Genomic DNA, 23,491 nt, shown 5'->3' with positions numbered 1-23,491 from the left:
GGAAAGTAAGCGCATGACCCTCCGAACCTATCCGCTGGCGCTGGCACTCCTGACAGCGCCCGCTTTTGCCCACGCCTCGGAGGCCTGGCAGACAAGCTCACCGGTAAGTGCCGCCTACAAGTGCGGGAGCGAAGGGGGCATGACCATCATCGCAGCGACAGCCGATTTCTCCACGTCCGCACCGGGACCGGACAAAGACGGCTATCAGCGTGCGCGAACAGGCAGGCAGACGTTCCGATGCAAGGGTGGGCCAAGCGTTTCAGTCGTGGTGTTGCCACCGCAGGCAACCGGAGAATGCGGCGCTGATGGACGGGTGGTCATCACCGACATCACACCTCCCGGTGGGCGCAAGGGCACCGAACTGATCGAGTTCAACAGACGGTGCTTCTTCAATGATTACATTACGAGAATACGCATTTTCAAGCAGGATTCGCACTACTCGATAGAGCGTTGTTCGGAGACGAACAGGTTCAACAAACAGGCATTCGTCGGCTGCACGACCGCGCCCATCGCTCCTGAAAGAACGTAATCACTTCCGGCCCGAAATGCACGAAGCCCCAGTGATAGCTCATGCATTCAGTGACCGATCAAAACATCCAGCCCTTCCCGAGCCATGCGGAACTCGATGGCCTCAATCGGATCGGGGGCCTCGAGGCGGAAATGGGTGCTTTGGTAGTTGGCGACCAGTATCAGCAGGACTTCAAACAGATCACCTTGCTCGGTACCCGGCTCAGGCAGGGCATCGAACCAGGCGGCAAGCTTCTGCTTGGCCTCGTGATAGTCGTGCTCGGAATGGAGAGGTCGAGTGTTCATCAGGATTTGTCCACCTTGGCGGCGTTGATCTTGTCGTACTCTGCGTGAGTACCTACTCCTAGTCCCATCTTGGGACCTGGTCAATCATGCTGCCAGCCGCAGGTAGTGTCGGCTGGCGGACGCATGACAGCATGACACGCCCGGCGTGTCACTACGTAAAGGTGTGGAAAGCAAAAGGCCCGCTATCGGCGGGCCTTTTGGTCGTCCAGGAAACAACCTGCGCTTAGAACGGAATGTCGTCGTCCGCGAAGTCGTCCATCGGCGGAGCCGACTGCTGCGGCTGCTGCTGCGGGCGCTGCTGCTGGCCGTAGCCACCACCGCCACCACCGCGCTGACCGCCGCCGCCACCACCACCGCCGTATTCCTGGCGCGGGGCCTGCTGGCGCTGCGGACGCTCGCCGCCGCCGTAATTGCCACCACCACCACCACCGCCGCCGCCGCCACCGCCACCGCCTTCACCGCGGCCGCCCAGCATCTGCATTTCGTCGGCGATGATGTCGGTGGAGTACTTCTCCACGCCATCCTGGCCGGTGTACTTGTCGTAGCGAAGGCTGCCTTCGACGTAGACCGAGCTGCCCTTGCGCAGGTATTCACCGGCAATTTCGCCAAGCTTGCCGAAGAACACCACGCGGTGCCATTCGGTGCGCTCCTGCTGGTTGCCATCCTTGTCCTTGCGGACGCTGGTGGTGGCCAGGCTGATGCGGGTGATCGCCATGCCGCCTTGGGTGTACTTCACGTCCGGGTCGTTGCCGAGGTTGCCGACCAGGATGACTTTATTGATGCCGCGCGCCATAGGGTTTGCTCTTCCGTTGTCCGAGGGCAGGCCCGACAGATATCACACTCTGTTCGGTGCCGATACGGGGGCTGCCCTGCGTGTGATCTGGGTAGGATTGCAGAACGGGGCATTCTACCATCCCTGCCCGCCCGGGCTCTGTCGGGGATGCCCCCGACCGCCTTCGGAATTTGGCTGGGCCACTGCGGGACAAGGGCTCCCGGCCTACGTCCCAGCGCTCACCCACGCTAGACTCCGGCCATGTCCACTCCCGAAATCTACGTCAGCACCGATGTGGAGGCCGATGGCCCCATTCCCGGCCCGCATTCCATGCTGAGCTTCGGGTCGGCGGCGTATCTGGCCGACAAGACCCTGCTCACGACCTTTTCGGCCAATCTGAACACGCTCCCGGAGGCGCAGGGCCATCCCGATACCATGGCGTGGTGGGCGACCCAACCAGTGGCGTGGGCGGCCTGCCGGAGCGATTGCGAGGCGCCGGAGGCGGCGATGCACCGCTACGTCGCGTGGCTGAAGGCGTTGCCAGGCAAGCCGGTGTTCGTGGCGTATCCGGCGGGGTACGACTTCCTGTTCGTGTACTGGTACCTGATGCGGTTCGCCGGGGAGAGCCCGTTTTCGCATTCAGCGCTGGATATCAAGACCTTTTCCATGGCGATGCTGAAGAAGGACTACCGCAGCGTCACCAAACGGAGCATGCCCAAGCGCTGGTTCGACCGGCTGCCGCATACCCACGTGGCGCTGGATGATGCGATTGAACAGGGTGCGCTGTTCTGCAACATGCTGGCCGAAAACCGGGGGTAAAACCACGGTCCCACGTCCCGTGGCATCATGGCTTCCGTCGTCCCAGCCCTGCCCTTCATGACCATCCGCGGCAAAGCCACTTCCCTGGATATCGCCCACCTGGCCGGGGTTTCCCAGCCCACGGTGTCGCGGGCGCTGCGTGGCAGCCCGATGGTGAACCAGGAAACCCGCGAGCGGATCCTTAAGATCGCCCGGGAGCTGAACTACAAGGTGGACAAGAACGCCTCCAGCCTGCGCCTTCGCAATGCCGGCACGCTGGCGCTGCTGTTCTTCGAGGATCCCACCAACGACGATTCCCTGATCAACCCGTTCTTCCACGCCATGCTGGGCTCGATCACCCGCGCCTGCGCGCTGCGCGGCTACGACCTGCTGGTGTCGTTCCAGCAGCTGTCCACCGACTGGCAGGCCGATTACGAAGACAGCAACAAGGCCGATGGCATCATCCTGCTCGGCTATGGTGACTACCACGAGTCACGCGAGCGGTTGCAGCGGCTGGTGGAACAAGGCACCCATTTCGTGCGCTGGGGCGCGGCCCTGCCGGACCAACCCGGGGTGTCGATCGGCTGCGACAACTTCCAGGGCGGCTTCGACATCACCACCCACCTGCTCGACCAGGGCTGCCGGCGCATCGCCTTTGTTGGCCATGCGTCGAGCCACTACCCCGAGTTCGAGGAACGCTACCGCGGCTATGTGGCCGCGATGACCGAACGCGGCGTGCCGGTGGACCCGGCATTGCAGTTCGATGCGATTACGACCGAGCTTTCCGGCTACGACGCCTGCCAGGCGCTGCTGGGCGATGGACAGGCCATCGATGCGGTGTTCGCGGCCAGCGACCTGATCGCCATCGGCGCGATGCGGGCATTGCGCGAGCATGGCCTGCGTATTCCGCAGGATGTGGCGCTGGCCGGGTTCGACGATATTCCGCTGGCAGCGTCGGTATCACCCACCCTGTCCACCGTGCAGCAGGACACCAAGCAGGCCGGCCAGCTGCTGGTGGAACGCCTGCTCGCGCTGATCCAGGGCGAGCCGGTGGAAAGCCAGACCATTCCGGTAAAGCTGGTACTGCGGGAATCGTCGCTGGCCGGGCGCTGAGCCTGTTACCGGAGCGCCTGCTCCGCATCCACGATGTCCACTCCCTGCATCTGGCCCAGCCACTGGTCGAACCACGGCTTGTGCGAAGCACCGACCACCGACAGCACGCGCACGCCCGGGCGTTCGCGGAACGTCTGCTGGATGTTGGCCACCATGCGCAGGTTGCGGATCTCCCAGCCGCTGACCCATATCTGCGGGTAATGCTCGGCTGATGTTGCACGCAGCGTGGCGCCGACGTTGACATCGGTCAGTACATTCAGCCGTTCTGGCGCATTGATGAAGCGGTACAGCGGCAGCAGGTCGCGCGCTTTCGCCAGCCTGTCCTCGATGGCGGTGTTCTTGTCCAGCTCTGCCTTGCCAGCGTTCCACGCCTGTTCCAGCGAGGTGCCGAACGCCTTGGGATCCTTGACCTGGATGTTGTCGCCGGTGTGGTCGTCGATGGCGTACACGCGCGGCAGGCCCAGTCGCGCGGCCAGCTGCGCGGCGATCAGGTAGCTCTCGTTCTGGCGGCTGGCGATGGTGTTCAGCAGGGCAACCAGCGTGGCATCCAATCCATCGCCAGCGCGGCGCTCCGCCGGTGGCAGCTGCAGCCATTGGGTGTAGGCCGAGGCCCGCTCGTTGGCGGCCAGCATCCATGCGGCCAACTGGCGGCGCTGGGCTGGCGTGGGTGCCTTCGGCCACGTGTCGAGGGCGGCGTTGATCTTCTCAACCGCGGCCGGGATCTGCAGGCCGGTGGCCGTGCGCGCCACGTCGGTGCTGGCGCAGTAGTCCGGTCCGTAGACGCTGGCATGGCGCTCGGCAAGATCGCACTGCTCACCGCTGATGGCTTCCACGGTGATGATGTCCGGCTTGTAGGCGGCCAACTTGTCCAGCAGGGGACCGAGCGCACCGGGCTGGATGCCGCCTTCCACCTCGCTCAGGTGCACGCTGCCCAGCACGAGCACCTGGGTGCGCGGGCCGGTCATTTCCCGGTCGAGCGTCGCCAGATCGACCGGCGCGGCGGCCAGCGATGGAAAGGCGGAAACCAACAGCGTTGCGATCCATAACCTGCGTTGCATGCCACCACCCTCAATCCATCGATGCAGACAGTGTGGGTCACCGTGGACCCTGCCGACGCGTGACGGTGGTCAGGGTGCCGTTGGTCAGGGTCTCAGGCGCTGGCGTCGCTGACGGCATCGGCCAGCGCGCTGCGCACCGCGTCGCTGAAGGCCTCGAGCAGGAACGGTTTGGCGATCATGCTCATGCCGGGCTCGAGGAAGGCCGAGCGCTCCTGTGCCTTCTCGGCATAGCCGGTCATGAACAGCACCGGGAGCTCGCGCCGCGACTGGCGGGCGATCTCGGCCAGCTGGCGGCCGTTCATGCCCGGCAGGCCGACGTCAGTGACCAGCAGGTCCAGCCGCCGCGTTGACGCCAGCACCGGCAGCGCGCCGTCGGCATCGCCTACCACCTCCACCGTGTAACCCAGGTCTTCCAGCACCACCGTCACCAGCATCCGTACCTGCGGATCGTCTTCGACCACCAGGATCGACTGTCCCGCACCCAGTGCCACCGGTGCCGCGTCCGCGGCCGGCTCCGGCTCGGCGTCGGCTTCCACCTGCGGAATGAACAACGAGATCGTGGTGCCCTGCCCTGGCGTTGAATCGATGGCGATATGGCCGCCGGACTGCTGCATGAAGCCATACACCATGGACATGCCCAGGCCGGTGCCCTTGCCGATCGGCTTGGTGGTGAAGAACGGCTCGAAGGCGCGCTCCACCACTTCCGGCGGCATGCCGGTGCCGGTATCGGAAACCGCCACTACGGCGTAATCGCCGGCGGGCACGCTGGCGCGCTCGCCATCGGCCAGCCGCAGCGGGAAGGTACGCAGCGCCAGCTCACCGCCGTTGGGCATCGCATCGCGTGCATTGATGGCCAGGTTCAACAGCGCGCTTTCGAACTGGTTGGTGTCCAGCGCCGCGTGCAGCGGTGCCGTCGCCTCTTCGGTACGGATACGAACGCTTTCGCCCAGCGTGCTGCGTAGCAGGTGCTGCATCGCGCCGACCAGTGCGTTGAGTTCGACCGGCCGCGCGTCCAGCGACTGCCGGCGAGAGAATGCCAGCAGGCGCTGGGTCAAGGCGGCGGCGCGCTGGCTGGAGGTGGTGGCCGCATCCAGGAAGCGCTCCAGATCATCCGTGCGCCCCAGCTCCAGCCGCATCCGCACGATATCCAGCGCCGACAGGATGCCGGTCAGCATGTTGTTGAAGTCGTGCGCGATGCCGCCGGTCAGCTGGCCGATGGCCTCCATCTTCTGCGACTGCCGCAGTGCCGCTTCGCTGGCCTCGCGCGCGGCCATCTGTGCTTCGAGCTCACGGGTACGCTCGGCGACCACCGTTTCAAGCTCGAGTGCATGCTGGCGGCTGGCTTCCAGTGCCGCTTTCGCGCTGCGCTCCAGCGCACTGCGGCTGTCGGCCAGCGCACGCATCTGGTCGCGCACCAGGAACTGCTTCTCGCGCGCACGCAGCGCGCCCTGCACGGCGCTGAGCAGCGACATGCCACCCAGCGGCCGATCCAGTTCCACCACGTTGACCGTGCGCGGCAGCAGGCTGTCGAACGGCGAACGACGGTGCGCACGCGGGGAGCGCAGCAGGATGACGGGCAGGTCCGACCAGGCGGGCTGGGCGGAGAGGCGTTGCAGCAGGCAATCGGTACCACGGGCGATGGCTTCTTCGGTGATCAGCACCACGCCGGCCTGATCGTCGAGCGCAGCGGCCAGGTCGTCCAGGGTATCGGCCGGACGGGTGGCCAGCCCTGCGCCATCCAGTACCGACGCAATGCTGGCCGCATCGCGGCCGAACGGGGCGACGATATGGACAACGCCGCCGCGCCCGGGGTCATCCTGCATAGGGATGGGCCAGCAGGGATGCCGTATCGCCCACGAACTCCGGCGTGCCGGTGAGGATGCCCTTGAATTCGTTCAGCGGCGCGCTGAGTGCCAGGCCCTTGCCATTGATCTTGAGCTCGCGGATGGTGTCTTCGTGCGCGCCGCCGCGGTTCTTGATCACCGAGATCGCCTTGCGGATGCGCCCCTGTGCTTCGAAGAAGCGGAACAGGATCACCGCATCGGCGATGTAGGACACGTTGAGGTTGCCGGTGGACATCGTACCCACCAGGCCGTGCTGCGGGTTGATCAGGAACGTGGCCACGCCCTTCTGGTTGAGGTAGGACAGCATTTCATGCAGCTGCAGCATCAGCTGCTTCTCCTGCGGCATTGCGGCCACGTAGCCGTTGAGGCTGTCGATCACCAGCACGCTGCAGCCGCGCTGCTCCACGGCCTTGCGCACGTTCCAGGAGAACTCACCGGGCGAGATCTCGGCCGGGTCGATCTGCACGATCTCCAGCAAGCCCGAGGCCAGGTGCGACCCCAGGTCGATATCCAGCGCCTTGGCGCGGGCCAGCAACGTGCCCACCCGCTCGTCGAATTCGAAGATGCAGCACCTCTCGCCGCGCTCGCAGGCGGCCCACACATACTGCAGCGCCACGTTGGTCTTGCCGCTGCCGGCCGGACCGGTCAACAAGGTGCTGGTGCCCCGCAACGGGCCGCCGCCGAGCAGGTTGTCGATTTCCGCCACACCGCTGCCGAGGGTCTCCCCGCCGAAGTCGTCATGGTGGTGCGAAGCAATCAGCCGCGGAAACACTTCCAGCCCGCCGGTGCGGATGGCAATGTCATGGTAGCCGGCGACGAAATCCACGCCGCGCAGCTTCTGCACCTGCATCCGGCGCCTCGCTGCGCCGAAGTCCAGGGTCAGCCGTTCCAGCGAAATCACGCCGTGGCAGAGGCTGTGCAGCTGGCCGTCGCGGTCATCGGCGCCCGAGGTCAGGTCGTCCACCAGCAGCACGGTGGCGCTCTTGGGCGCGAAGAACTGCTTCAGGGCCAGGATCTGGCGGCGGTAGCGCAGCGAGTCCTGGGCCAGCAGGCGCAGCTCGGACAGCGAATCGAACACCACCCGATTGGGCCGGATGCGATCCACTTCGCCGAGCACCAGCTTGACCGTTTCATCCAGCTCGACTTCCCACGAATGCAGCACTGACTGCAGCCGGCCATTGCCCAGCGCATCTTCGGCCGAGCCGAGCTCGAACAGGTGCAGGCCGTCCAGCGACCAGCCATGCGCACTGGCCACCTCGCGCAGCTCCTCCGCCGTTTCCGAGAGGGTCACGTACAGGCAGCGTTCGCCCTGTTTCAGGCCCTGCAGCAGGAACTGCAGGGAGAGCGTGGTCTTGCCCGAGCCGGGCGGGCCTTCCAACAGGTAGAGGCGCCCCTGCGGCAAGCCGCCACTGAGGATGGTATCCAGGCCCTGTACACCGGTGGTGACGCGCGACGACTCTGTCTGCATGAAAGACCCCTGTTTTGCGGCGGAGTCTAGCAACCAGCACTGTGTAGAGATTGTGTGATCGACATCTCTACATTAAGTCCACTTCAGCAATGTGCAAACCGCGTGGAGCGGGCACTGCAGGCCATCCCTCAGGCGAAATCCTTCAGGATCTCGCCGATGCCTGCCGGGGACAGTTCCAAGCCGAGCGAGGTGCCCGGATTGACCACCACGCCATAGCCGCCGGGTACGCGCTTGAGCACCTCCAGCATCTGCATGCGGATCGTGTGCGGCGCCTGCTGGCTGTGGAAGCCGACCCGCTCCATGTGGGTGAACACCGCCACGTGCAGGGTGCCCTGCTTGTCGAACAGCAGCGGGTCGAAGCCGCTGCCGTCGGGGGTGACCAGGCTGCCGGTGAGCAGCACCACGTCCGAGGCGACGAAGGCCTTCATGAAGGCGCCGATCGGGGTCTTCCCGTCCATGGCGGATTGCAGAAGGGCTTCGATCGGGGTCAGTGGGGTGAGGTCGGTCATGGAGCGATTCTACCCGGTCGGCAGCCGCCGACCGTTGGTCGGTGGCCATGGCGTACCCACCAACGGTGGGTACCTACCGCGAGAGGCGCTGAGTCCTTTCCTGCTGGTCGGCCACTGCCTTGGCCAGCTCGGCCTGCAGTTCCTTCTGGTTCACCGCCGCATCCAGCAGGTACACCTTCACCCCGTGCGCGGGGACGTCGGCTTTCAGACTGCGCTTGACCGCCTGGCTGCCGCCGCCCAGCGCATCACGCCAGGTGCCCGGCTGCAGGTAGCGGCTGACCTCGAAGGTGCTGGCGGTGTCGCCCTTGTTGAGCAGCACCAGCGCGGTCTGCGCGGTATCGCCGTGCTGCAGTACGCGATAGAACACCGCCTGGTTGCGCTGCAGGCGTTCGTTGACCTGCAGCCCGCGCTGCAGGGCCGGGGTGGCCTCGCGCAGCTTGGCGATCCGCTGCAGGGGCCCGAAGATCGGGCTCTGCGGGGCGGCGTCCACCCGCGGCTGGCCGAAGTACGCACGGTTGCCGGCGTGTTCGGCGCGGCTGCGCATGAAGCCGGTTTCCGAGCCGTAATACAGCACCGGAATGCCGCGCGCGGTGAACAGCCAGTTGTGCGCGTCAATGAAGCCGTCGTCGGTGGCATCCAGCCGCGCCATGTCGTGGTTGTCGTAGAAGCTCATCAGCTCGTACGGGTTGGCGTATGGCCCCCCCACCAGGTGCAGCGGCTCGGCCAGCGCTTCGAAGCCCTTCTGCTCCTTGCCGAACACGCTGGACATCGCGCCACGCAGCGGGAAGTCCAGCACGCTCACGTTGGCGTTGGTCGGCCAGGTGTGCTCGGCGATTTTGCTTGCGTCGTAGTCGAACGCCTCCCCGAACATGAACATGTCCGGATGCTTGGCGCGGATCCGGTTGACGAACTCATGCCACCACGGGTGCGGCAGCCAGCCGATGGTGTCGATGCGCAGCGCATCCACGCCCTGCGCGGTCCACTGCAGGTAGGCGCCTACCAGGTACTCCATCACTGCCGGGTTGTCCTGGTTGAAGTCGCCCAGCTCGGCCAGGTTGCCGTCGAAGATCGAGCCCTTGTCCGCGTCGACCGGGCCGATGTTGTTGTAGAACGCGTGCAGCGGGTTGTGCTTGGGGTCCAGCTGCTGCGGCGGCAGGTTCTGGTGGTCGGCGATCAGCTTGCCGTCCTTGTCGAAAATCTGTCCGAACTGCGGCTGCTTCACCGGCATGGTCCAGGCCGGCGAACCGTGATTGCCGACGATGTCCAGCACCACCTTCAGCTTGGCGTCGTGCAGGCCACGGGTGAGCCCGGCGAAATCCAGGTCCGCGCTGGGCAGGTGCTCGTCCAGCTTGTAGAAGTTGATGCCCCAGTAACCGTGGTACCCGGTCTTGCCGCGGTCGGTCAGGGTGCTGGTGCAGCTGATCGACTTGCTGCCGGTGAAGGCCTCATCCGGGTTGTCGATGATCGGGGTGATCCACACCGCACCGAAACCGAGGTTGCGGATGTAGTCGGCATTGTCGAGCACGCCCTTGAAGTCGCCGCCGAGATAGCCGATGTTGCCGTCGACCTTGTCCGGGCACGGCACCGGGATGTCGAAGGTGCGGTGCTTGCCGCCCTGGTCGCGGTGGTCGTTGGACGGGTCACCGTTGACGAAGCGGTCGGTGACCACGAAATACACCGCATCGCTGGCGAACGGCTCCAACGTGCCCACGTACTCGGGGCGCGGGGAGGCAACGGCAGTGCCGGCCAGCAGCGCGAACGAAAGGCCCAGCGACAAACGCGAACGAGACAGCATCAGACAACCTCCTGGTGGGACGGCACCCGCAGCACGCACAACCCGGCGATCAACAGGCTGACGCCACCCAGCGCCAGCACGTGCATCGGGTTGCCGCCCAGCCACAGGCGCAGCATGAAGCCCAGCGCGCTGGCCGCGACCAGCTGCGGGATGACGATGAAGAAATTGAACAGGCCCATGTACACGCCCATCTTGGCCGCCGGCACGCTGTCAGACAGCAGTGCATACGGCAGCGACAGGATCGAGGCCCAGGCAAAGCCGACCCCGACCATCGACAGCAGCAGCCACTTCGGGTCGTCGATCAGCATCAGCGAGATCAACCCGAGGCCGCCCAGCCACAGGTTGACCAGGTGGCTCAGGCGCAGGCCCATCAGCCGCACCATCAGCGGAATCAACAGCGCGGCGAGTGCGGCAAAGCCGTTGTACGCGCCGAACAGCACGCCTACCCAGTTGGCGCCCTCGTTATAGGCGGCCGACGCCGGATCGGTAGAGCCGAAATGGGTACCGGCCACCGCGGCAGTGGTGTAGATCCACATGGCGAAGAGCGCGAACCACGAGAAGAACTGCACCCACGCCAGGCGGCGCATGGTGCGCGGCATGCTGCGCAGGTCATCGACGATGGTGGCCAGCATGTGCGGACCCGGCAGCAGCCGCGCCACGCCAAGCAGCAAGCCGTAGGCGATGCACAGCCCGGCCAGCACGTAGAGCATCTTGTCGCCGTTGCGCCAGGCGATCGCCGCAGCCAGCGCCAGGCCGAGCGCGATCCAGCCACCGATCTGCAGCATCGGCGGCGGCCCGGCGACAGGCGCGGACTGGTGCACGGCCGGCGGCTCGGCATCATCGAAGCTGGCCAGCTCGGTCGGGGAGTATTCGCGGGTGCTGAACACCGTCCAGGCGATCGAGGCCAGCAGCACCACCGCGCCGAAGTAGAACGCATAGCGCACGGTCGGCGGCACTTCGCCGGCGGCAGCGGTATTGGCCACGCCGAAGTGCGCCAGGATGAACGGCAGGAAGCTGGCCACGATGGCGCCTACGCCAATGAAGAAGCTCTGCATTGCGTAGCCGGTCGGGCGCTGGCGCGGGGCCAGCTTGTCGCCGACGAACGCGCGGAACGGCTCCATCGAGACGTTGATCGAGGCATCCAGCACCCACAGCGTGCCCGCCGCGATCCACAGCGTGGGCGAGTTCGGCATCATCAGCAGGGCCAGCGTGGTGAACACCGCGCCGATCATGAAGTACGGGCGGCGGCGACCCCAGCGGGTCCAGGTGCGGTCGGACAGGTAGCCGATGATCGGCTGCACCAGCAGCCCGGTCAGCGGTGCGGCGATCCACAGCCCGGGCACGGCGTCCATCGGCGCGCCCAGCGTTTCGAAGATGCGGCTGGCGTTGGCGTTCTGCAGGGCAAACCCGAACTGGATGCCGAGGAAGCCGAAGCACATGTTCCAGATCTGCCAGAACGACAGGGTCGGCTTGGCGGTGCGGCTCATCGGGTGGACTCCGCGTCGCCGGCCACCGGTGCGACCAGCAGCGCTCGGACGTTGGCCGCGTTGAGCACGCCGTCGCGGCCGCCCTTGCCACCGTTGTACTGGGCGAAGTGTTCCAGTGCGCTCATGTTGAAGCCAGGTTCCAGGGTGAAACGGCAGCTGCCTTTGGGCAGGTCGAATTCGGCGGCGGTGGAATCCTGCGGGCCGATGCTGTGCGGCATCACGATCGTGGCGCGCTGGACCGGTTGCCCCTTACAGTGCACGGCCAGCTGCTTCACGGCAGCGGTGACGCCGGTGTTGATTGGGCCATTGGCGTTTTCGTAGTGGAGGCGGATCCGGACGCGGGTGGGCTTTGCGGCGGTCCAGGCCCACTGGGTTGCGCCGGGCAGGCGTTGCTGCGGGCCGATGCAGGTCATCGGGCTGTGCAGCGATTCGAGGGCGCCTTCGCGACGGGTGAGGCTCAGGCAGTGCTGGTGGCCGTCGTCGGTGACGGTGTGGGTGGCCGAGCTGCCCACCGCGATGCCGTCCTGCCAGAGCTGGTGGTTGGCGGGGATGGCGATGGTCCAGGTGTTGCCGCGCTTCTGCGCTGCCGGGGCGGCGGGGGTGGCCGGGGCGAAGGCGTTGGGGTTTGCCGGGTCTGCGCGGAAAGCGGACACGCGTGGCGTGTCCGTACGCGGTTCGAGCTGGACGGTTACGGTGTTGCCCTTGCGCTCGATCTTCTTTGCTACGAGCAGGTCGCCGTCGAGGGTGCGTGGGCGCTTGAGGATGTAGCGGGTGCTGCCGGTGTCGAGCTCGATGCTGTCGCGCTTGCCGAACAGCTGCGGCACCAGCGCCACCGGCAGCTTGGGCGCGACGGTGCCGTTGGCCTCCACCCCGAACACGCCTTCAAGCACCATCGAGAGGTAGCCGGCCACCGACCACAGCTGGCGCGGTGAGTTGACCACCGGGCCGCTCAACGGACCCTCGTCGACGTGCACGGCGAGCGTGCGCATCTCGTAGTTTTCCATGTTCGAACCCGCCAGCGCGCTGCCGCGCATCAGCGATTCGATCTCGCGATGGATGCGGGTGGCATCCTCCACCTTGCGTGCCGCACGCAGCGAGTAGGCGCTGACGAACGGCCACACCGCCCGGTTGTGGTAGATCGGCTGCTGCGCTTCCTGCGGCCACACGACCGGGCTGCCGCCTTCCACGTACGGGTAATTAGCCAGCGAGCGGCGCGCACGCTCGGCCGGGAACACCTCGGCCAGCACGCCCAGCGAGATGCCCAGCAGGTCGTACTTGGCGTAGGGCACCGGGTGTGCCGCTTCGCCGATGTAGCTCATGTACATGCCGGCGTCTTCGCGCCAGAAGCGCGCGTCGATCTGCGTGGCCAGCGCGTCCGCCCAGGCCGCGTACTCGCTGGCGCGGTCGTCGCCGAGCTCACGGGCGTACTTCTCGGCCAGGCGCAGCGCCTGGTAGTGCAGCACGTTGGTGGACAACGCGAAGGAGTCGCCGATGAAGCGCACGTCGTTGCGGGTCCAGTCCGGGTAGGTCTGCTCGCGCCAGTCCAGGAACGAGGTCTCGCCGCGGTACAGCCCGGTGCGCGAATCGAACACCATCGCACGGTCCTGCGCCAGGGTGGCCTGTAGAGCCTGCCAGGTCTCGGTCATGAAGCTGGAATTGTCGTGCAGGTCGCGTGCGGCCAGGAACCACACCACGCGGTCGCTGCTGATCGGCCAGCTGCCGCCGGACCCGGTGTCCTGGGCCACGAACAGGCCGGGGGTGACGCCGTCGCGCGCCTTGGACAGCTTGAACTGCAGGGACTGGCGGGTGCGGATCGGCTCCAGCCGGGCCAGCGCCAGGTCGGCGGCGAAACTCACATCCCGCGTCCACACGTACGGCCAGCGCTCGCCGGTCTGGAAGCACTCGCAGTCCACCGGGCTGCCGAAATTGAAGGCCGGGTCGCGGATCGCGTCCACGCGGTCGGCGGCCATGTCCTGCTGGGCCAGCGCGAACAGCGCATCGAACATCACGCTGTCGGTGCGGCTGCGCATCGGCTGGGCGGCAATCGCCACCGGTTTGCCATCGGCCAGCAGCTGGAAGCTGCCGTCGGCAGCGGCGTTGGCGCGCGCGGTGCGGCCATCGAAAGTCAGGTCCGCCGCCGCAGCGGTGGACACCAGCGCCGCCCCGAGGGCAGCGGTCAGGCAAATCGTTTTCAGCATCGAAAAGCGGCGGACCGGCTTGCGCCCGTCGGCCTTCCTCCCTTCTTGCACGCGGTATGGTTCGCCAGCGCCGGGGCGCTGTCGTCGCGGCCCCCTCCCAGGGTGCCTGCCTGCATGGTAGGCGACGACCGTCGCCCGTCGCACTGCACAGGCGATATACGTGCCCGCTTGCATACGTATTCATGGCGTGGCGCGGTGAGGCCGCGGCAGGCGTGGCTATAGTCCGGGGCAGATATGCGCTGCCCTGGGAGGGGAAATGCCACTGGAGTTGCCGTTGTTGCGCGCTGTTGCCGCGCCCCGCCCGCTGGCCTGGCTGGCACTGTCGTTGCTGGTCTGCACCACCGCCGCACACGCTGAACCGGTCACGGTGGCCAGCGCCAGCTCACCGGGCGACATTCTGAAGGTCTCGCTGCAGCTGGATGGCGGCAACCCGAGTTACCGGGTCGAGCGCCTCGGCCAGACCGTGGTGGCCGAATCAAAACTGGGCTTCCAGCTGCGCGACGCCCGCCTGGACCGCGACCTGGCGGTGCTCGGGCAGGACACGCGCAGCGTCGATGACACCTGGGAACAGCCCTGGGGCGAGCGCCGCAGCGTGCGCAACCACTACAACGAAGTCACTGTGCACCTGGGCGAGCGCAGCGGTGCCAAGCGCCGGCTGGACGTGGTGTTCCGCGTCTACGACGACGGCCTGGGCTTCCGCTACCACTTCCCGCAGCAGCCGGGCCTGCGCGAGGCGATCATCGATGACGAGCTGACCGAGTTCGCGATCGCCCCGCCATCCACCGCCTGGTGGATCCCCGCTGGCGAGCCCATCCATTACGAGTACCTGTACCAGCGCACGCCGTTGGACCAGGTGCCGCTGGCCCATACCCCGCTCACCCTGCGCAGCCACGACGGCCTGCACGTGGCGATCCACGAGGCGGCGCTGGTCGACTACGCCGGCATGTGGCTGCGGCGCACCGAGGGACAGCGCCTGCGCGCCCAGCTGTCGCCGTCGGCCGAAGGCTGGAAGGTGCGCCGCACCCTGCCCTTCGATACGCCCTGGCGCACGCTGCAGATCAGCGACACCGCCGGCGGGCTGGTGGAATCCAACCTGATCCTCAACCTCAACGAACCCAACGCACTGGGCGATGTGAGCTGGGTGAAACCGTCCAAATACCTGGGCGTGTGGTGGTCGATGCACCTGGACCAGGAAAGCTGGGCGACCGGCCCGAAGCATGCGGCAACCACGGCAAAGACCAGGAAGGTGATCGACTTCGCCGCCAGACACGGTTTCCGGGGCGTGCTGGTGGAAGGCTGGAACCCGGGCTGGGATGGCAACTGGGTCGGCAACGGCTACGACTTCGATTTCACCCGCGCCACCCCGGACTTCGACATCGAGGCGCTGTCGGCCTACGGCGCGAAGAAAGGCGTGCACCTGATCGGCCACCACGAAACCGGCTGCGCGATAGAGCACTACGAAGACCAGCTGGGCGCGGCCCTGGACCTGTATGCGCGGCTGGGCGTGGATTCGTTCAAGAGCGGCTATGTCTGCGACGACGGCCAGGTAGACCGGCGCAATCCGGCGGGCGGCCCGCTGTGGCGCGAGTGGCACGACGGCCAGTTCATGGCCCGCCATCACCTGAAGGTGGTGCAGGAAGCAGCCAAGCGCCATATCGCGGTGAATCCGCACGAGCCGATCAAGGACACCGGGCTGCGCCGCACCTACCCGAACTGGATCTCGCGCGAAGGCGCGCGCGGCATGGAGTACAACGCCTGGGGCCAGCCGCCGAACCCGCCCGAGCACGAGGTCAACCTGGTGTTCACCCGGCTGCTGTCCGGGCCGATGGATTACACCCCCGGCATCCTCAGCCTGAAGGGCCGCCACGGCCAGCCCATTCCCAGCACGCTGGCCCGCCAGCTGGCGCTGTACGTGGTGATCTACAGCCCGATCCAGATGGCCGCCGACCTGCCCGAGCATTATGAACAGCACCGCGAGGCATTCCGCTTCATCGAGGATGTGGCCGTGGACTGGGACGACACCCGCGTGCTGGATGGCGAGGTGGGCGACTACGTGACCATCGCGCGCAAGGATCGCCACAGCCGCGACTGGTTCCTGGGCAGCATCACCGATGAGCATGGGCGTTCGCTGCCGGTACCGCTGTCGTTCCTGGAGCCCGGCGTGCGCTACCGCGCCGAGATCTACCGCGATGGCGACGGGGCGGACTATCAGTCCAATCCGTTCGCGTTCACGCGCGAAACCCGCCAGGTCACCAGCGCGGACACCCTGACTATCGTGCTGGCGCCCGGTGGCGGCCAAGCCATCCGGTTTACCCCGTTGTGAAGCCGTAACGACCAACGGTCGTTACCTACACCGGGCGGCGAATGCCCCGGTAGGGCACGACCGTTGGTCGTGCCGCCGGTGAAACCGGTTCCATAATCCCGCATTTTCATTGAATACGTATGCAGGGTGATTCACGCCGAAGGCGCGCTGCCTACCATAGCCACGCAGTCAACGGCCACCGCGCCATGACACCTGCGGCAACGCATCGCCGTTGATCACAACATGAGTTTGGCAACATTGCCTGGGAGGGGAAAATGTTGAATCGCAAGCGCAGCGCGCTGAGTATCGCGCTGGCCGTCGCCCTGACGCCGTCATTGGCGTTGGCGCAGTCCACCACCACCGCACCGCCGGCGGGTAACGCCGCCACCGACCTGGATACCGTCCAGGTCACCGGCATCCGCCGCGGCATCGAAAACGCCATTGCGATCAAGCAGGACGCCACCTCGGTGGTCGAGGTGATCTCGGCCGAAGACATCGGCAAGCTGCCGGATGTGAGCATCGCCGAATCGCTGGCCCGCCTGCCCGGCCTGGCCGCCCAACGCGTGGCCGCCCAACGCGTGGCCGGCCGTGCGCAGGTGATCAGCGTGCGCGGCCTGTCGCCCGACTTCGCCACCACCCTGCTCAACGGGCGTGAAGTGGTCAGCACCGGCGACAACCGCAGCGTGGAGTTCGACCAGTACCCGTCCGAACTGGTCAACGGCGTGACCGTGTACAAGACCCCGGACGCGGCGCTGGTCGGCCAGGGCCTGTCGGGCACCATCGACATGCAGACCGTGCGCCCGCTGGCGTTCGGCGAGCGCGTGATCGCGCTCAGCGGCCGCTATTCGAAGAACTCGCTGGGCAAGGCCGCCAACGTGGATGCGTTCGGCAACCGCTTCAGCGCCAGCTACATCGACCAGTTCGCCGACAACACCTGGGGCATCGCGCTGGGCTACGCGCACAGCGACAACCCGATCCAGGAAAACCAGGTGGGCCTGTACGAGCCGTGGACCACCGAGCAGACCGACCAGGGCAACCGTCCCGGCGTGGCGCCGGGCACCGCGTTCTCCGACGGCATCAAGGCGCTGCGCCGTACCGGCAACGCCAAGCGTGACGGCTACATGGCCACCGTGCAGTTCCGCCCGTCGAACGTGTGGACCAGCACCCTGGACATGTTCCACACCAAGGCCGAGCAGATCGACACCGCCAACCAGTTCGAGGTCAACCTCAGCAACTACAACGGCGGCTATACCCCGGGCCTGTTGATCACCAATCCGCAGGTGAACGGCAACGGCACCTTCACCGGCGGCACCGCCAGCGGCGTGTACCCGCTGGTGCGCGGCATGTACAACAAGCGCGAAGACAAGATCGACGCGTTCGGCTGGAACAACGAGCTGACCTTCGACAGCTTCAAGCTCACCGCCGATGTGAACTACTCCAAGGCCACCCGCGATGAGCTGAACCTGGAGAACAACCTGCAGCTCACCCCGATGCCGCAGCTGGACACCATCGGGCTGACCATCAACCCGGATGGCTTCTCGCAGATCCGTCCGGGCCTGGACTACTCCAATCCTGAAGCGCTTTACCTGACCAACACCATCTATGGCTCCGGCTACGGCAAGGTGCCGCAGGTGGAAGACCGCCTGAAGGGCGCGCGCCTGCAGGGCACGTTCAACATGCCCGAAGCGCTGTCGTGGTTCCAGGACGTGGACGTGGGCGTCAACTACGCCGACCGCCGCAAGGAAAAGACCCAGGCCGAAGGCAACATCCTGCTCGGCGCGCAGGGCGACGCCAACGTCGCCGGCGACCTGCAGTACGCCCCGGTCAACCTGGGCTTTGCCGGCATCGGCTACATCCCGGCGTGGAACGTGCCGGCCGCGGTCGACCGCTACATGACGTTCAACCCGGTCACCAACCTGGATTACCTGATTCCCAAGTCGTGGGTGGTGCAGGAAAAGACCACCACTGCCTGGGTGCGCGCCAACATCAACACCGACATCGGTGACGTGGGCGTGCGCGGCAACATCGGTGTGCAGATGATCACCACCGACCAGAGCTCGCAGTCGAACTACTTCGACCGCTCGCGCCCGGTCGGCCAGGAAGTGCTGCCGATCGATGAAGGCAAGAAGTACACCGACTGGCTGCCGAGCCTGAACCTGGCCTTCCTGTTCCCGCACCAGCAGACCCTGCGCTTCGCCGTGGCCAAGCAGGTCGCGCGCCCGCGCGTGGACCAGATGCGCGCCGGCGTGGATACGGCCACCGGCAAGCCGGGCGGCAGCGGCGGCAACCCGCTGCTGGATCCGTGGCGTGCCAATGCCATCGACCTGTCGTACGAGAAGTACTTCGGTGAGAAGGCATACGTGGCGGCGGCGATCTTCTACAAGGACCTGAAGAGCTACGTCTACACCCAGTCGGTGGACGACTACGACTTCAGCGACCTGCTGGCCAGCTACGTCATCCCGCCGGGCATGACCGCCCCGCTGCAGACCACGGGCACCTTCTCCGCACCGCAGAACGGCGAAGGCGGCACCCTGCGTGGCCTGGAGCTGACTGCCTCGTTCCCGCTGGAAATGCTGGCCGAACCGCTGCGTGGCTTCGGCGTGCAGGCCAGCGCGACCTTCAATGACAGCGACATCAAGATCCTGGACCCGGAAAGCGCGTCCAGCGTGGGCACCGATCCGATCAGCCTGCCTGGCCTGTCCGAGCGCGTGTACAACTTCACCGCCTATTACGAGCGCAACGGCTTCGAAGCGCGCGTGAGCCAGCGCCGTCGTTCGGACTTCATCGGTGAAATCGGCAACTTCAACGGCAACCGCACGCTGCGTTACGTGGTGGGTGAGAACGTCACCGACGCGCAGATCAGCTACACCTTCGCCGACGACAGCGCGCTGCACGGCCTGACCCTGCTGCTGCAGGGAAGCAACCTGACCAACGAGCCGTACCGCACCTACGCCGGCACCAAGGATCGCCCGCTGGAGTACATCGAGTGGGGCCGTACCTACATGCTGGGTGTGAACTACAAGTTCTGATCCAGGCGTAGTAGCACGAACGAAGAACCCGCTGCGCGAGCAGCGGGTTTTTTCTTGCCGCAAGCCGAGCCCCGTCGCGGCCGGCAGGCTCCTGGCAAAGTAAAGGAGGAGGCCGTCGCCGCAGGGCGACCGCCGGGGGACATTTGCACAGGGGCCTGCCGGCCGCGGCGGGGCCCTCAACGCTCGCGATGAACCTGATCGAAGAAAAAAGGGCGGAACCTTGCGGCTCCGCCCATCAATACCACCGGAAATCGTGTATCAGGCGCGGCGTGCGCAGTACATTGCCTGTGCCGGCAGATGCAGAAGGCCACCGTCGGCCTGTCCCGCATCCGGGCCGGGCACATGCAGCGCGTGCCACTGCCCTTCGGGCAACGTCAAATGGGTCGCCTCGGCCGACAGGTTGAACGCCAGCAGCAGCGTCTCATCGCCGTGCGTGCGTTCAAACATCAGCACCGGCTCGGCCGTCTCCAGGAACCGGATGTCGCCCAGCAGCAGCGTCGGCATCGTCCGCCGCCACGCCAGGAACTGGCGGAACGCGTTCAACACCGAGTGCGGATCGTGCTCCTGCACCGCCACTGCACTGGCCTGGTGCTCCTGCGGGATCGGCAGCCAAGGCGCACCGCTGGTGAACCCGGCCAGCGGCGCGTCCAGCCACGGCATCGGCGTGCGGCACCCGTCGCGGCCCTTGAAGTTCGGCCAGAAGGTGATGCCGTACGGATCCTGCAGCGCCTCGAACGGCACGTCCGCTTCGCCCAGGCCCAGTTCCTCGCCCTGGTACAGACAGATCGAACCGCGCAGCGAACACAGCACCGCCACCAGCAGCCGCGCCAGCCGCGGCTGCGCCGGGTGCCCGCCCCAACGGGTCACCGCGCGCTCCACGTCGTGGTTGGAGATCGCCCAGCACGGCCAGCCTTCGGTCATGGTCGCTTCCAGCCGCGACACCGTGTCGCGGATGTAGGCCGCGCTGTAATCCTTGACCAGCAGTTCGAAGCTGTAGCCCATGTGCAGGCGACCCGGCGCGGTGTACTCGGCCGTGGTCGCCAGCGAATCCTCGGCGGAGATCTCGCCCAGGCTGACCGCGCCCGGGTACTCGTCCAGCAGCCCGCGCAGGCGCTCGATGAACGGCAGGTTCTCCGGCTGGGTGTTGTTGTAGTAGTGGTACTGGTAGGCGTACGGGTTGTCGGTGCTGAAGCCCCGGCCCAGGCGCTTTTCCAGCGGCTTGGCCGGGTTGTCGCGCAGCTGCTTGTCGTGGAAGCAGAAGTTGATCGAATCCAGGCGGAAGCCATCCACGCCGCGGTCCAGCCAGAACCGCACGTAGTCCAGCGTGGCCTGCTGCACGGCCGGATTGTGGAAATCCAGGTCCGGCTGGTCGGCCAGGAAATTGTGCAGGAAGTACTGCTCGCGCCGCGGCTCCCACTGCCATGCCACGCCACCGAAGATGGACATCCAGTTGTTGGGCGGGGTGCCGTCCTCGCGCGGGTCGGCCCACACGTACCAGTCCGCCTTGGGATTGGTGCGGTCCTGGCGGCTCTCGCGGAACCAGGCGTGCTCGATCGAGGTGTGGCTGAACACCTGGTCGATCATCACCTTCAGGCCCAGCGCGTGCGCCTTGGCCAGCAACCGGTCGAAATCGGCCAGGGTGCCGAACAGCGGATCCACATCGCGGTGGTCGGCGATGTCGTAGCCGAAGTCGGCCATGGGCGAGGTGAAGAACGGCGAAATCCAGATCGCGTCCACCCCCAGCGAGGCCACGTAGTCCAGCCGTTCGATGATGCCGGGCAGGTCGCCCACGCCATCACCGTTGGCATCCAGGAAACTGCGCGGGTAAATCTGATAGATGACGGCACCGCGCCACCATGGAATCTGCGTCATCAAGGGCCCCCCTCCGGGCTTCCAGGGCGCCCTCCCACGGGCGCCAGAACGTACCCGACAAGCTTAGCGGCGCACCCTCGGCGGTGGCGCCGCTTGCATACGTATTCACGCCCTGCCCGGCCCCCGGACCGCCTTCGCGGGCGGAATACGTCCCCACCGCCTATAATTCCGCCCAAGCCTGAAAGTCAGACCGCATGACCATCACCGAAGACACCCGCCCCGCGCTGGGCCTGCCCCAGATCCAGTCGCTCGCCGCGCCCGACATGGCCGCCGTGGATGCGCTGATTCGCCGCCGACTGTCCTCGGATGTCGTGCTGATCAACCAGATCGCCGACCACATCATCTCTGCCGGCGGCAAGCGCCTGCGGCCGATGCTGGTCATGCTGGCCGGCCACGCGGTCGGCCAGGCTGGTCCGGAGCACCACCAGCTGGCGGCGATCATCGAGTTCATCCACACCTCGACCCTGCTGCACGACGACGTGGTGGACGAATCCAGCCTGCGGCGCGGCCGCAGCACCGCCAATGCGCTGTGGGGCAACGCCCCGAGCGTGCTGGTCGGCGACTTCCTGTACTCGCGCAGCTTCCAGCTGATGGTCGAACTGGACCGCATGCCGGTCATGCAGATCCTGGCCGATACCACCAACCGCATCGCAGAAGGCGAAGTGCTGCAGTTGCTGCACGTGCATAACCCGGATACCGACGAGGCCGCCTACCTGCGGGTGATCGAGCGTAAGACCGCGGTGCTGTTCGCCGCCGGTACCCGGCTGGGGGCACTGGCCAGCGGCGTGGACGAGGCGACCCAGCAGGCGCTGTACGACTACGGCATGCACCTGGGCTACGCCTTCCAGATCGCAGACGACGTGCTGGATTACTCGGCCAACGCAGACGAGCTGGGCAAGAACCTGGGCGACGACCTGGCCGAAGGCAAGGCGACCCTGCCGCTGATCCACGCCATGGCCCATTCCGACGCCACCACCCGCGAGCGTCTGCGCGCCATCGTGCAGAACGGCGATGCGGATGCGATGCCGGAAGTGCTGGCCGCCATCCACGCCACCGGCGGGCTGGAATACAGCCGCCGCCGCGCCGAGGAATACGCCGACGCCGCCGAGCGCGCGCTCGACGGCCTGGCCGACAACGATGCGGTCGCCGCCCTGCGCGGCCTGGCCCGTTACGCGGTACAGCGTTCGCATTGATCCCCGCGGGTGACGACCAACGGTCGTCGCCTACCGGGGTAGCGCCCGACCGTTGGTCGGGCGGCGCCGCAACGCGGCGTGCGTCAGCGCTTGTCGAACAACCCGTCGAAGAATGTATCCAGGCTCTTCCACGCCCGCTTCGCCGCCCGCTCGTTGTACAGGCAGCCCGGCGGGTTGTTGGCATCGGCTTCGGCGAAGCAGTGCACCGCACCGCTGTAGTTGGTGAACTCCCAATCGACCTTGGCCGCGTTCATCTCCTGCTCGAAGCTGGCGATGTCGTCCTTGCTGATGCCCTTGTCGTCGGCGCCATTGAGCACCAGCACCGACGGATGAGTACCGCCGGCCTTGGCCGGCAACGGCGAGCCCAGCCCGCCATGCAGGCTGACCACACCGGCCAGCGGCGCCCCGGCACGGGCCAGCTCCAGCACCGTGGTGCCGCCGAAGCAGAACCCGACCGCGCCGATCTTCGTGGCATCCAGCGGCGCGTTGCCGGCCTGGGCCTTGAGCACTTCCAGCGCCTTCAGCGCGCGGGCGCGCAGCACCGGGCGGTCATTGCGCAGCTTGGTCGCCACCGGGCCGGCTTCCGCGTCGGTCTTCGGGCGCACGCCCTTGCCGTACACGTCGGCCACCAGCACCACGTAGTCATCGCCGGCCAGCTGCTTGGCCTTGGCGATGGCTGAGTCGTTCACGCCCCTCCAGTTCGGCACCATCACCAGGCCGGGGCGCTTGTCGTTGTCTTCGTCGTCGTAGACCAGCACCCCGCTGAAGGTGGTGCCTTCGTGCTTCCACTCCACCGGCTTGGCCTGCATCGCCGCCACCGCCGGCAACGCCGTCATGCCCAGTACCAGTGCCGCACCCCACTGCCATTGCTGCTTCATGCGCCTGCTCCTTCCGGGAAAGAGCCCAGAGTGTATGTCGGGACATGTGACGGGCCGCAGGGGGCGGGTGGTTACGTGGCGGGGGGCGCGTGGTCGCGTGGCGGGGGATCAAACGGCGGGCGGTCGCGTGGCGGGGAATCAAACGGCGCGTGGTCGCGTGGCGGGGGATCAAACGGAGGGCGGTCGCGTGGCGGGTGGTAGAGCCGACTGTTAGTCGGCTGCGCCGTTGGCGCTATGCCATGGTGGGCCGCGAAGAGCAGCGGACTAACAGTCCGCTCTACCGTCCGGCTGCGCCGTTGGCGCTATGCCATGGTGGGCCGCGAAGAGCAGCGGACTAACAGTCCGCTCTACCGTCCGGCTGC

General features: G+C 66.6%; 17 protein-coding genes. 6 read left to right on the top strand and 11 right to left on the bottom strand.

Translation table 11 applies throughout. The features are described from left to right. Window positions 1-13 precede the first annotated feature (13 nt). Complete coding sequence (locus V9K91_RS11625) at window positions 14-529, top strand: hypothetical protein (RefSeq protein WP_141236230.1); 516 nt, start codon at window positions 14-16, stop codon at window positions 527-529. Between the two features lie 47 nt (window positions 530-576). Here V9K91_RS11625 and V9K91_RS11620 read toward each other — a convergent pair whose 3' ends face one another. Together V9K91_RS11620 and V9K91_RS11615 are read right to left on the bottom strand one after the other, a co-directional pair. Next, entirely contained in the window at window positions 577-813 is a 237-nt protein-coding gene (locus V9K91_RS11620) for a hypothetical protein (protein ID WP_336442861.1), read from the bottom strand. 223 nt (window positions 814-1,036) lie between these two features. After that, complete coding sequence (locus tag V9K91_RS11615) at window positions 1,037-1,606, bottom strand: single-stranded DNA-binding protein (RefSeq protein WP_095364659.1); 570 nt, start codon at window positions 1,604-1,606, stop codon at window positions 1,037-1,039. Window positions 1,607-1,846: 240 nt separating this feature from the next. On the opposite strand from V9K91_RS11615, the gene V9K91_RS11610 reads away from it, so the two are divergent. Together V9K91_RS11610 and V9K91_RS11605 are read left to right on the top strand one after the other, a co-directional pair. Further along, on the top strand, window positions 1,847-2,404 hold the full coding sequence (locus tag V9K91_RS11610; RefSeq protein ID WP_336442862.1) for a hypothetical protein: 558 nt from the start codon (window positions 1,847-1,849) through the stop codon (window positions 2,402-2,404). Window positions 2,405-2,461: 57 nt separating this feature from the next. Beyond that, on the top strand, window positions 2,462-3,496 hold the full coding sequence (locus V9K91_RS11605) for a LacI family DNA-binding transcriptional regulator (RefSeq protein WP_176472707.1): 1,035 nt from the start codon (window positions 2,462-2,464) through the stop codon (window positions 3,494-3,496). 5 nt (window positions 3,497-3,501) lie between these two features. Here the strand turns inward: V9K91_RS11605 and V9K91_RS11600 are convergent, their stop codons facing one another. The 7 genes from V9K91_RS11600 to V9K91_RS11570 all read right to left on the bottom strand — a co-directional run bounded on the left by V9K91_RS11600 (window position 3,502) and on the right by V9K91_RS11570 (window position 13,855). Next, window positions 3,502-4,554 carry a DUF5694 domain-containing protein gene (locus V9K91_RS11600; RefSeq protein WP_320458800.1) on the bottom strand — a complete coding sequence of 351 codons (1,053 nt, stop codon included), beginning with the start codon at window positions 4,552-4,554 and terminating at the stop codon, window positions 3,502-3,504. Window positions 4,555-4,646: 92 nt separating this feature from the next. After that, a complete protein-coding gene (locus V9K91_RS11595; protein ID WP_336442863.1) occupies window positions 4,647-6,377 on the bottom strand; it encodes an ATP-binding protein in 1,731 nt (576 codons plus the stop codon). Continuing rightward, window positions 6,367-7,866 (bottom strand): ATPase domain-containing protein, encoded by a 1,500-nt coding sequence (locus V9K91_RS11590; RefSeq protein WP_095364655.1) that lies wholly within the window; start codon window positions 7,864-7,866, stop codon window positions 6,367-6,369. The genes V9K91_RS11595 and V9K91_RS11590 overlap by 11 nt, the downstream gene beginning before the upstream one ends. Window positions 7,867-7,994: 128 nt before the next feature. Next, the gene (locus V9K91_RS11585) at window positions 7,995-8,375 is read right to left on the bottom strand and encodes an SseB family protein (RefSeq protein WP_093535608.1); all 381 of its coding nucleotides are present in this window, start codon (window positions 8,373-8,375) and stop codon (window positions 7,995-7,997) included. A 73-nt stretch (window positions 8,376-8,448) separates the two neighbouring features. Next, the gene (locus V9K91_RS11580; RefSeq protein WP_336442864.1) at window positions 8,449-10,170 is read right to left on the bottom strand and encodes an alpha-amylase family glycosyl hydrolase; all 1,722 of its coding nucleotides are present in this window, start codon (window positions 10,168-10,170) and stop codon (window positions 8,449-8,451) included. Then, entirely contained in the window at window positions 10,170-11,657 is a 1,488-nt protein-coding gene (locus V9K91_RS11575) for an MFS transporter (protein WP_336442865.1), read from the bottom strand. Before V9K91_RS11575 ends, V9K91_RS11580 begins: the two co-directional genes overlap by 1 nt. Then, window positions 11,654-13,855 carry a Six-hairpin glycosidase-like protein gene (locus V9K91_RS11570; protein WP_336442866.1) on the bottom strand — a complete coding sequence of 734 codons (2,202 nt, stop codon included), beginning with the start codon at window positions 13,853-13,855 and terminating at the stop codon, window positions 11,654-11,656. The genes V9K91_RS11575 and V9K91_RS11570 overlap by 4 nt, the downstream gene beginning before the upstream one ends. A 256-nt stretch (window positions 13,856-14,111) precedes the next feature. Between V9K91_RS11570 and V9K91_RS11565 the strand changes: the two genes are divergently transcribed. Both V9K91_RS11565 and V9K91_RS11560 read left to right on the top strand, forming a co-directional pair. Further along, window positions 14,112-16,178, top strand: a complete 2,067-nt coding sequence (locus V9K91_RS11565) for a glycoside hydrolase family 97 protein (RefSeq protein ID WP_336442867.1) — start codon at window positions 14,112-14,114, stop codon at window positions 16,176-16,178. Window positions 16,179-16,432: 254 nt separating this feature from the next. After that, the gene (locus V9K91_RS11560; protein ID WP_337308189.1) at window positions 16,433-19,186 is read left to right on the top strand and encodes a TonB-dependent receptor; all 2,754 of its coding nucleotides are present in this window, start codon (window positions 16,433-16,435) and stop codon (window positions 19,184-19,186) included. A gap of 258 nt (window positions 19,187-19,444) precedes the next feature. Here the strand turns inward: V9K91_RS11560 and V9K91_RS11555 are convergent, their stop codons facing one another. Continuing rightward, on the bottom strand, window positions 19,445-21,058 hold the full coding sequence (locus V9K91_RS11555) for an alpha-amylase family glycosyl hydrolase (protein WP_320458792.1): 1,614 nt from the start codon (window positions 21,056-21,058) through the stop codon (window positions 19,445-19,447). A 194-nt stretch (window positions 21,059-21,252) separates the two neighbouring features. Here V9K91_RS11555 and V9K91_RS11550 point away from each other — a divergent pair, with 194 nt between their 5' ends. Beyond that, window positions 21,253-22,251, top strand: coding sequence for a polyprenyl synthetase family protein (locus V9K91_RS11550; protein WP_093536772.1), 999 nt, complete (start codon window positions 21,253-21,255; stop codon window positions 22,249-22,251). A gap of 83 nt (window positions 22,252-22,334) precedes the next feature. Here V9K91_RS11550 and V9K91_RS11545 read toward each other — a convergent pair whose 3' ends face one another. Next, window positions 22,335-23,129 (bottom strand): dienelactone hydrolase family protein, encoded by a 795-nt coding sequence (locus V9K91_RS11545; RefSeq protein ID WP_320458790.1) that lies wholly within the window; start codon window positions 23,127-23,129, stop codon window positions 22,335-22,337. Window positions 23,130-23,491 lie beyond the last annotated feature (362 nt).

Source organism: Stenotrophomonas sp. CCNWLW57 (genome assembly GCF_037203925.1).
Lineage (GTDB): Bacteria > Pseudomonadota > Gammaproteobacteria > Xanthomonadales > Xanthomonadaceae > Stenotrophomonas > Stenotrophomonas rhizophila_A.
Note: the sequence above shows the minus strand (reverse complement) of the source record. Positions and strands in the feature narration are given on the sequence as shown.

Excerpts from the sequence above, each read along its gene's own strand:
- V9K91_RS11625 (WP_141236230.1), top strand. The coding sequence starts at position 14 with ATGACCCTCCGAACCTATCCGCTGGCGCTGGCACTCCTGACAGCGCCC.
- V9K91_RS11545 (WP_320458790.1), bottom strand. The coding sequence starts at position 23,129 with ATGAAGCAGCAATGGCAGTGGGGTGCGGCACTGGTACTGGGCATGACG.
- V9K91_RS11585 (WP_093535608.1), bottom strand. The coding sequence starts at position 8,375 with ATGACCGACCTCACCCCACTGACCCCGATCGAAGCCCTTCTGCAATCC.
- V9K91_RS11600 (WP_320458800.1), bottom strand. The coding sequence starts at position 4,554 with ATGCAACGCAGGTTATGGATCGCAACGCTGTTGGTTTCCGCCTTTCCA.
- V9K91_RS11590 (WP_095364655.1), bottom strand. The coding sequence starts at position 7,866 with ATGCAGACAGAGTCGTCGCGCGTCACCACCGGTGTACAGGGCCTGGAT.
- V9K91_RS11615 (WP_095364659.1), bottom strand. The coding sequence starts at position 1,606 with ATGGCGCGCGGCATCAATAAAGTCATCCTGGTCGGCAACCTCGGCAAC.
- V9K91_RS11565 (WP_336442867.1), top strand. The coding sequence starts at position 14,112 with ATGCCACTGGAGTTGCCGTTGTTGCGCGCTGTTGCCGCGCCCCGCCCG.
- V9K91_RS11575 (WP_336442865.1), bottom strand. The coding sequence starts at position 11,657 with ATGAGCCGCACCGCCAAGCCGACCCTGTCGTTCTGGCAGATCTGGAAC.
- V9K91_RS11580 (WP_336442864.1), bottom strand. The coding sequence starts at position 10,170 with ATGCTGTCTCGTTCGCGTTTGTCGCTGGGCCTTTCGTTCGCGCTGCTG.
- V9K91_RS11605 (WP_176472707.1), top strand. The coding sequence starts at position 2,462 with ATGACCATCCGCGGCAAAGCCACTTCCCTGGATATCGCCCACCTGGCC.
- V9K91_RS11570 (WP_336442866.1), bottom strand. The coding sequence starts at position 13,855 with ATGCTGAAAACGATTTGCCTGACCGCTGCCCTCGGGGCGGCGCTGGTG.
- V9K91_RS11595 (WP_336442863.1), bottom strand. The coding sequence starts at position 6,377 with ATGCAGGATGACCCCGGGCGCGGCGGCGTTGTCCATATCGTCGCCCCG.
- V9K91_RS11550 (WP_093536772.1), top strand. The coding sequence starts at position 21,253 with ATGACCATCACCGAAGACACCCGCCCCGCGCTGGGCCTGCCCCAGATC.
- V9K91_RS11555 (WP_320458792.1), bottom strand. The coding sequence starts at position 21,058 with ATGACGCAGATTCCATGGTGGCGCGGTGCCGTCATCTATCAGATTTAC.
- V9K91_RS11610 (WP_336442862.1), top strand. The coding sequence starts at position 1,847 with ATGTCCACTCCCGAAATCTACGTCAGCACCGATGTGGAGGCCGATGGC.
- V9K91_RS11560 (WP_337308189.1), top strand. The coding sequence starts at position 16,433 with ATGTTGAATCGCAAGCGCAGCGCGCTGAGTATCGCGCTGGCCGTCGCC.
- V9K91_RS11620 (WP_336442861.1), bottom strand. The coding sequence starts at position 813 with ATGAACACTCGACCTCTCCATTCCGAGCACGACTATCACGAGGCCAAG.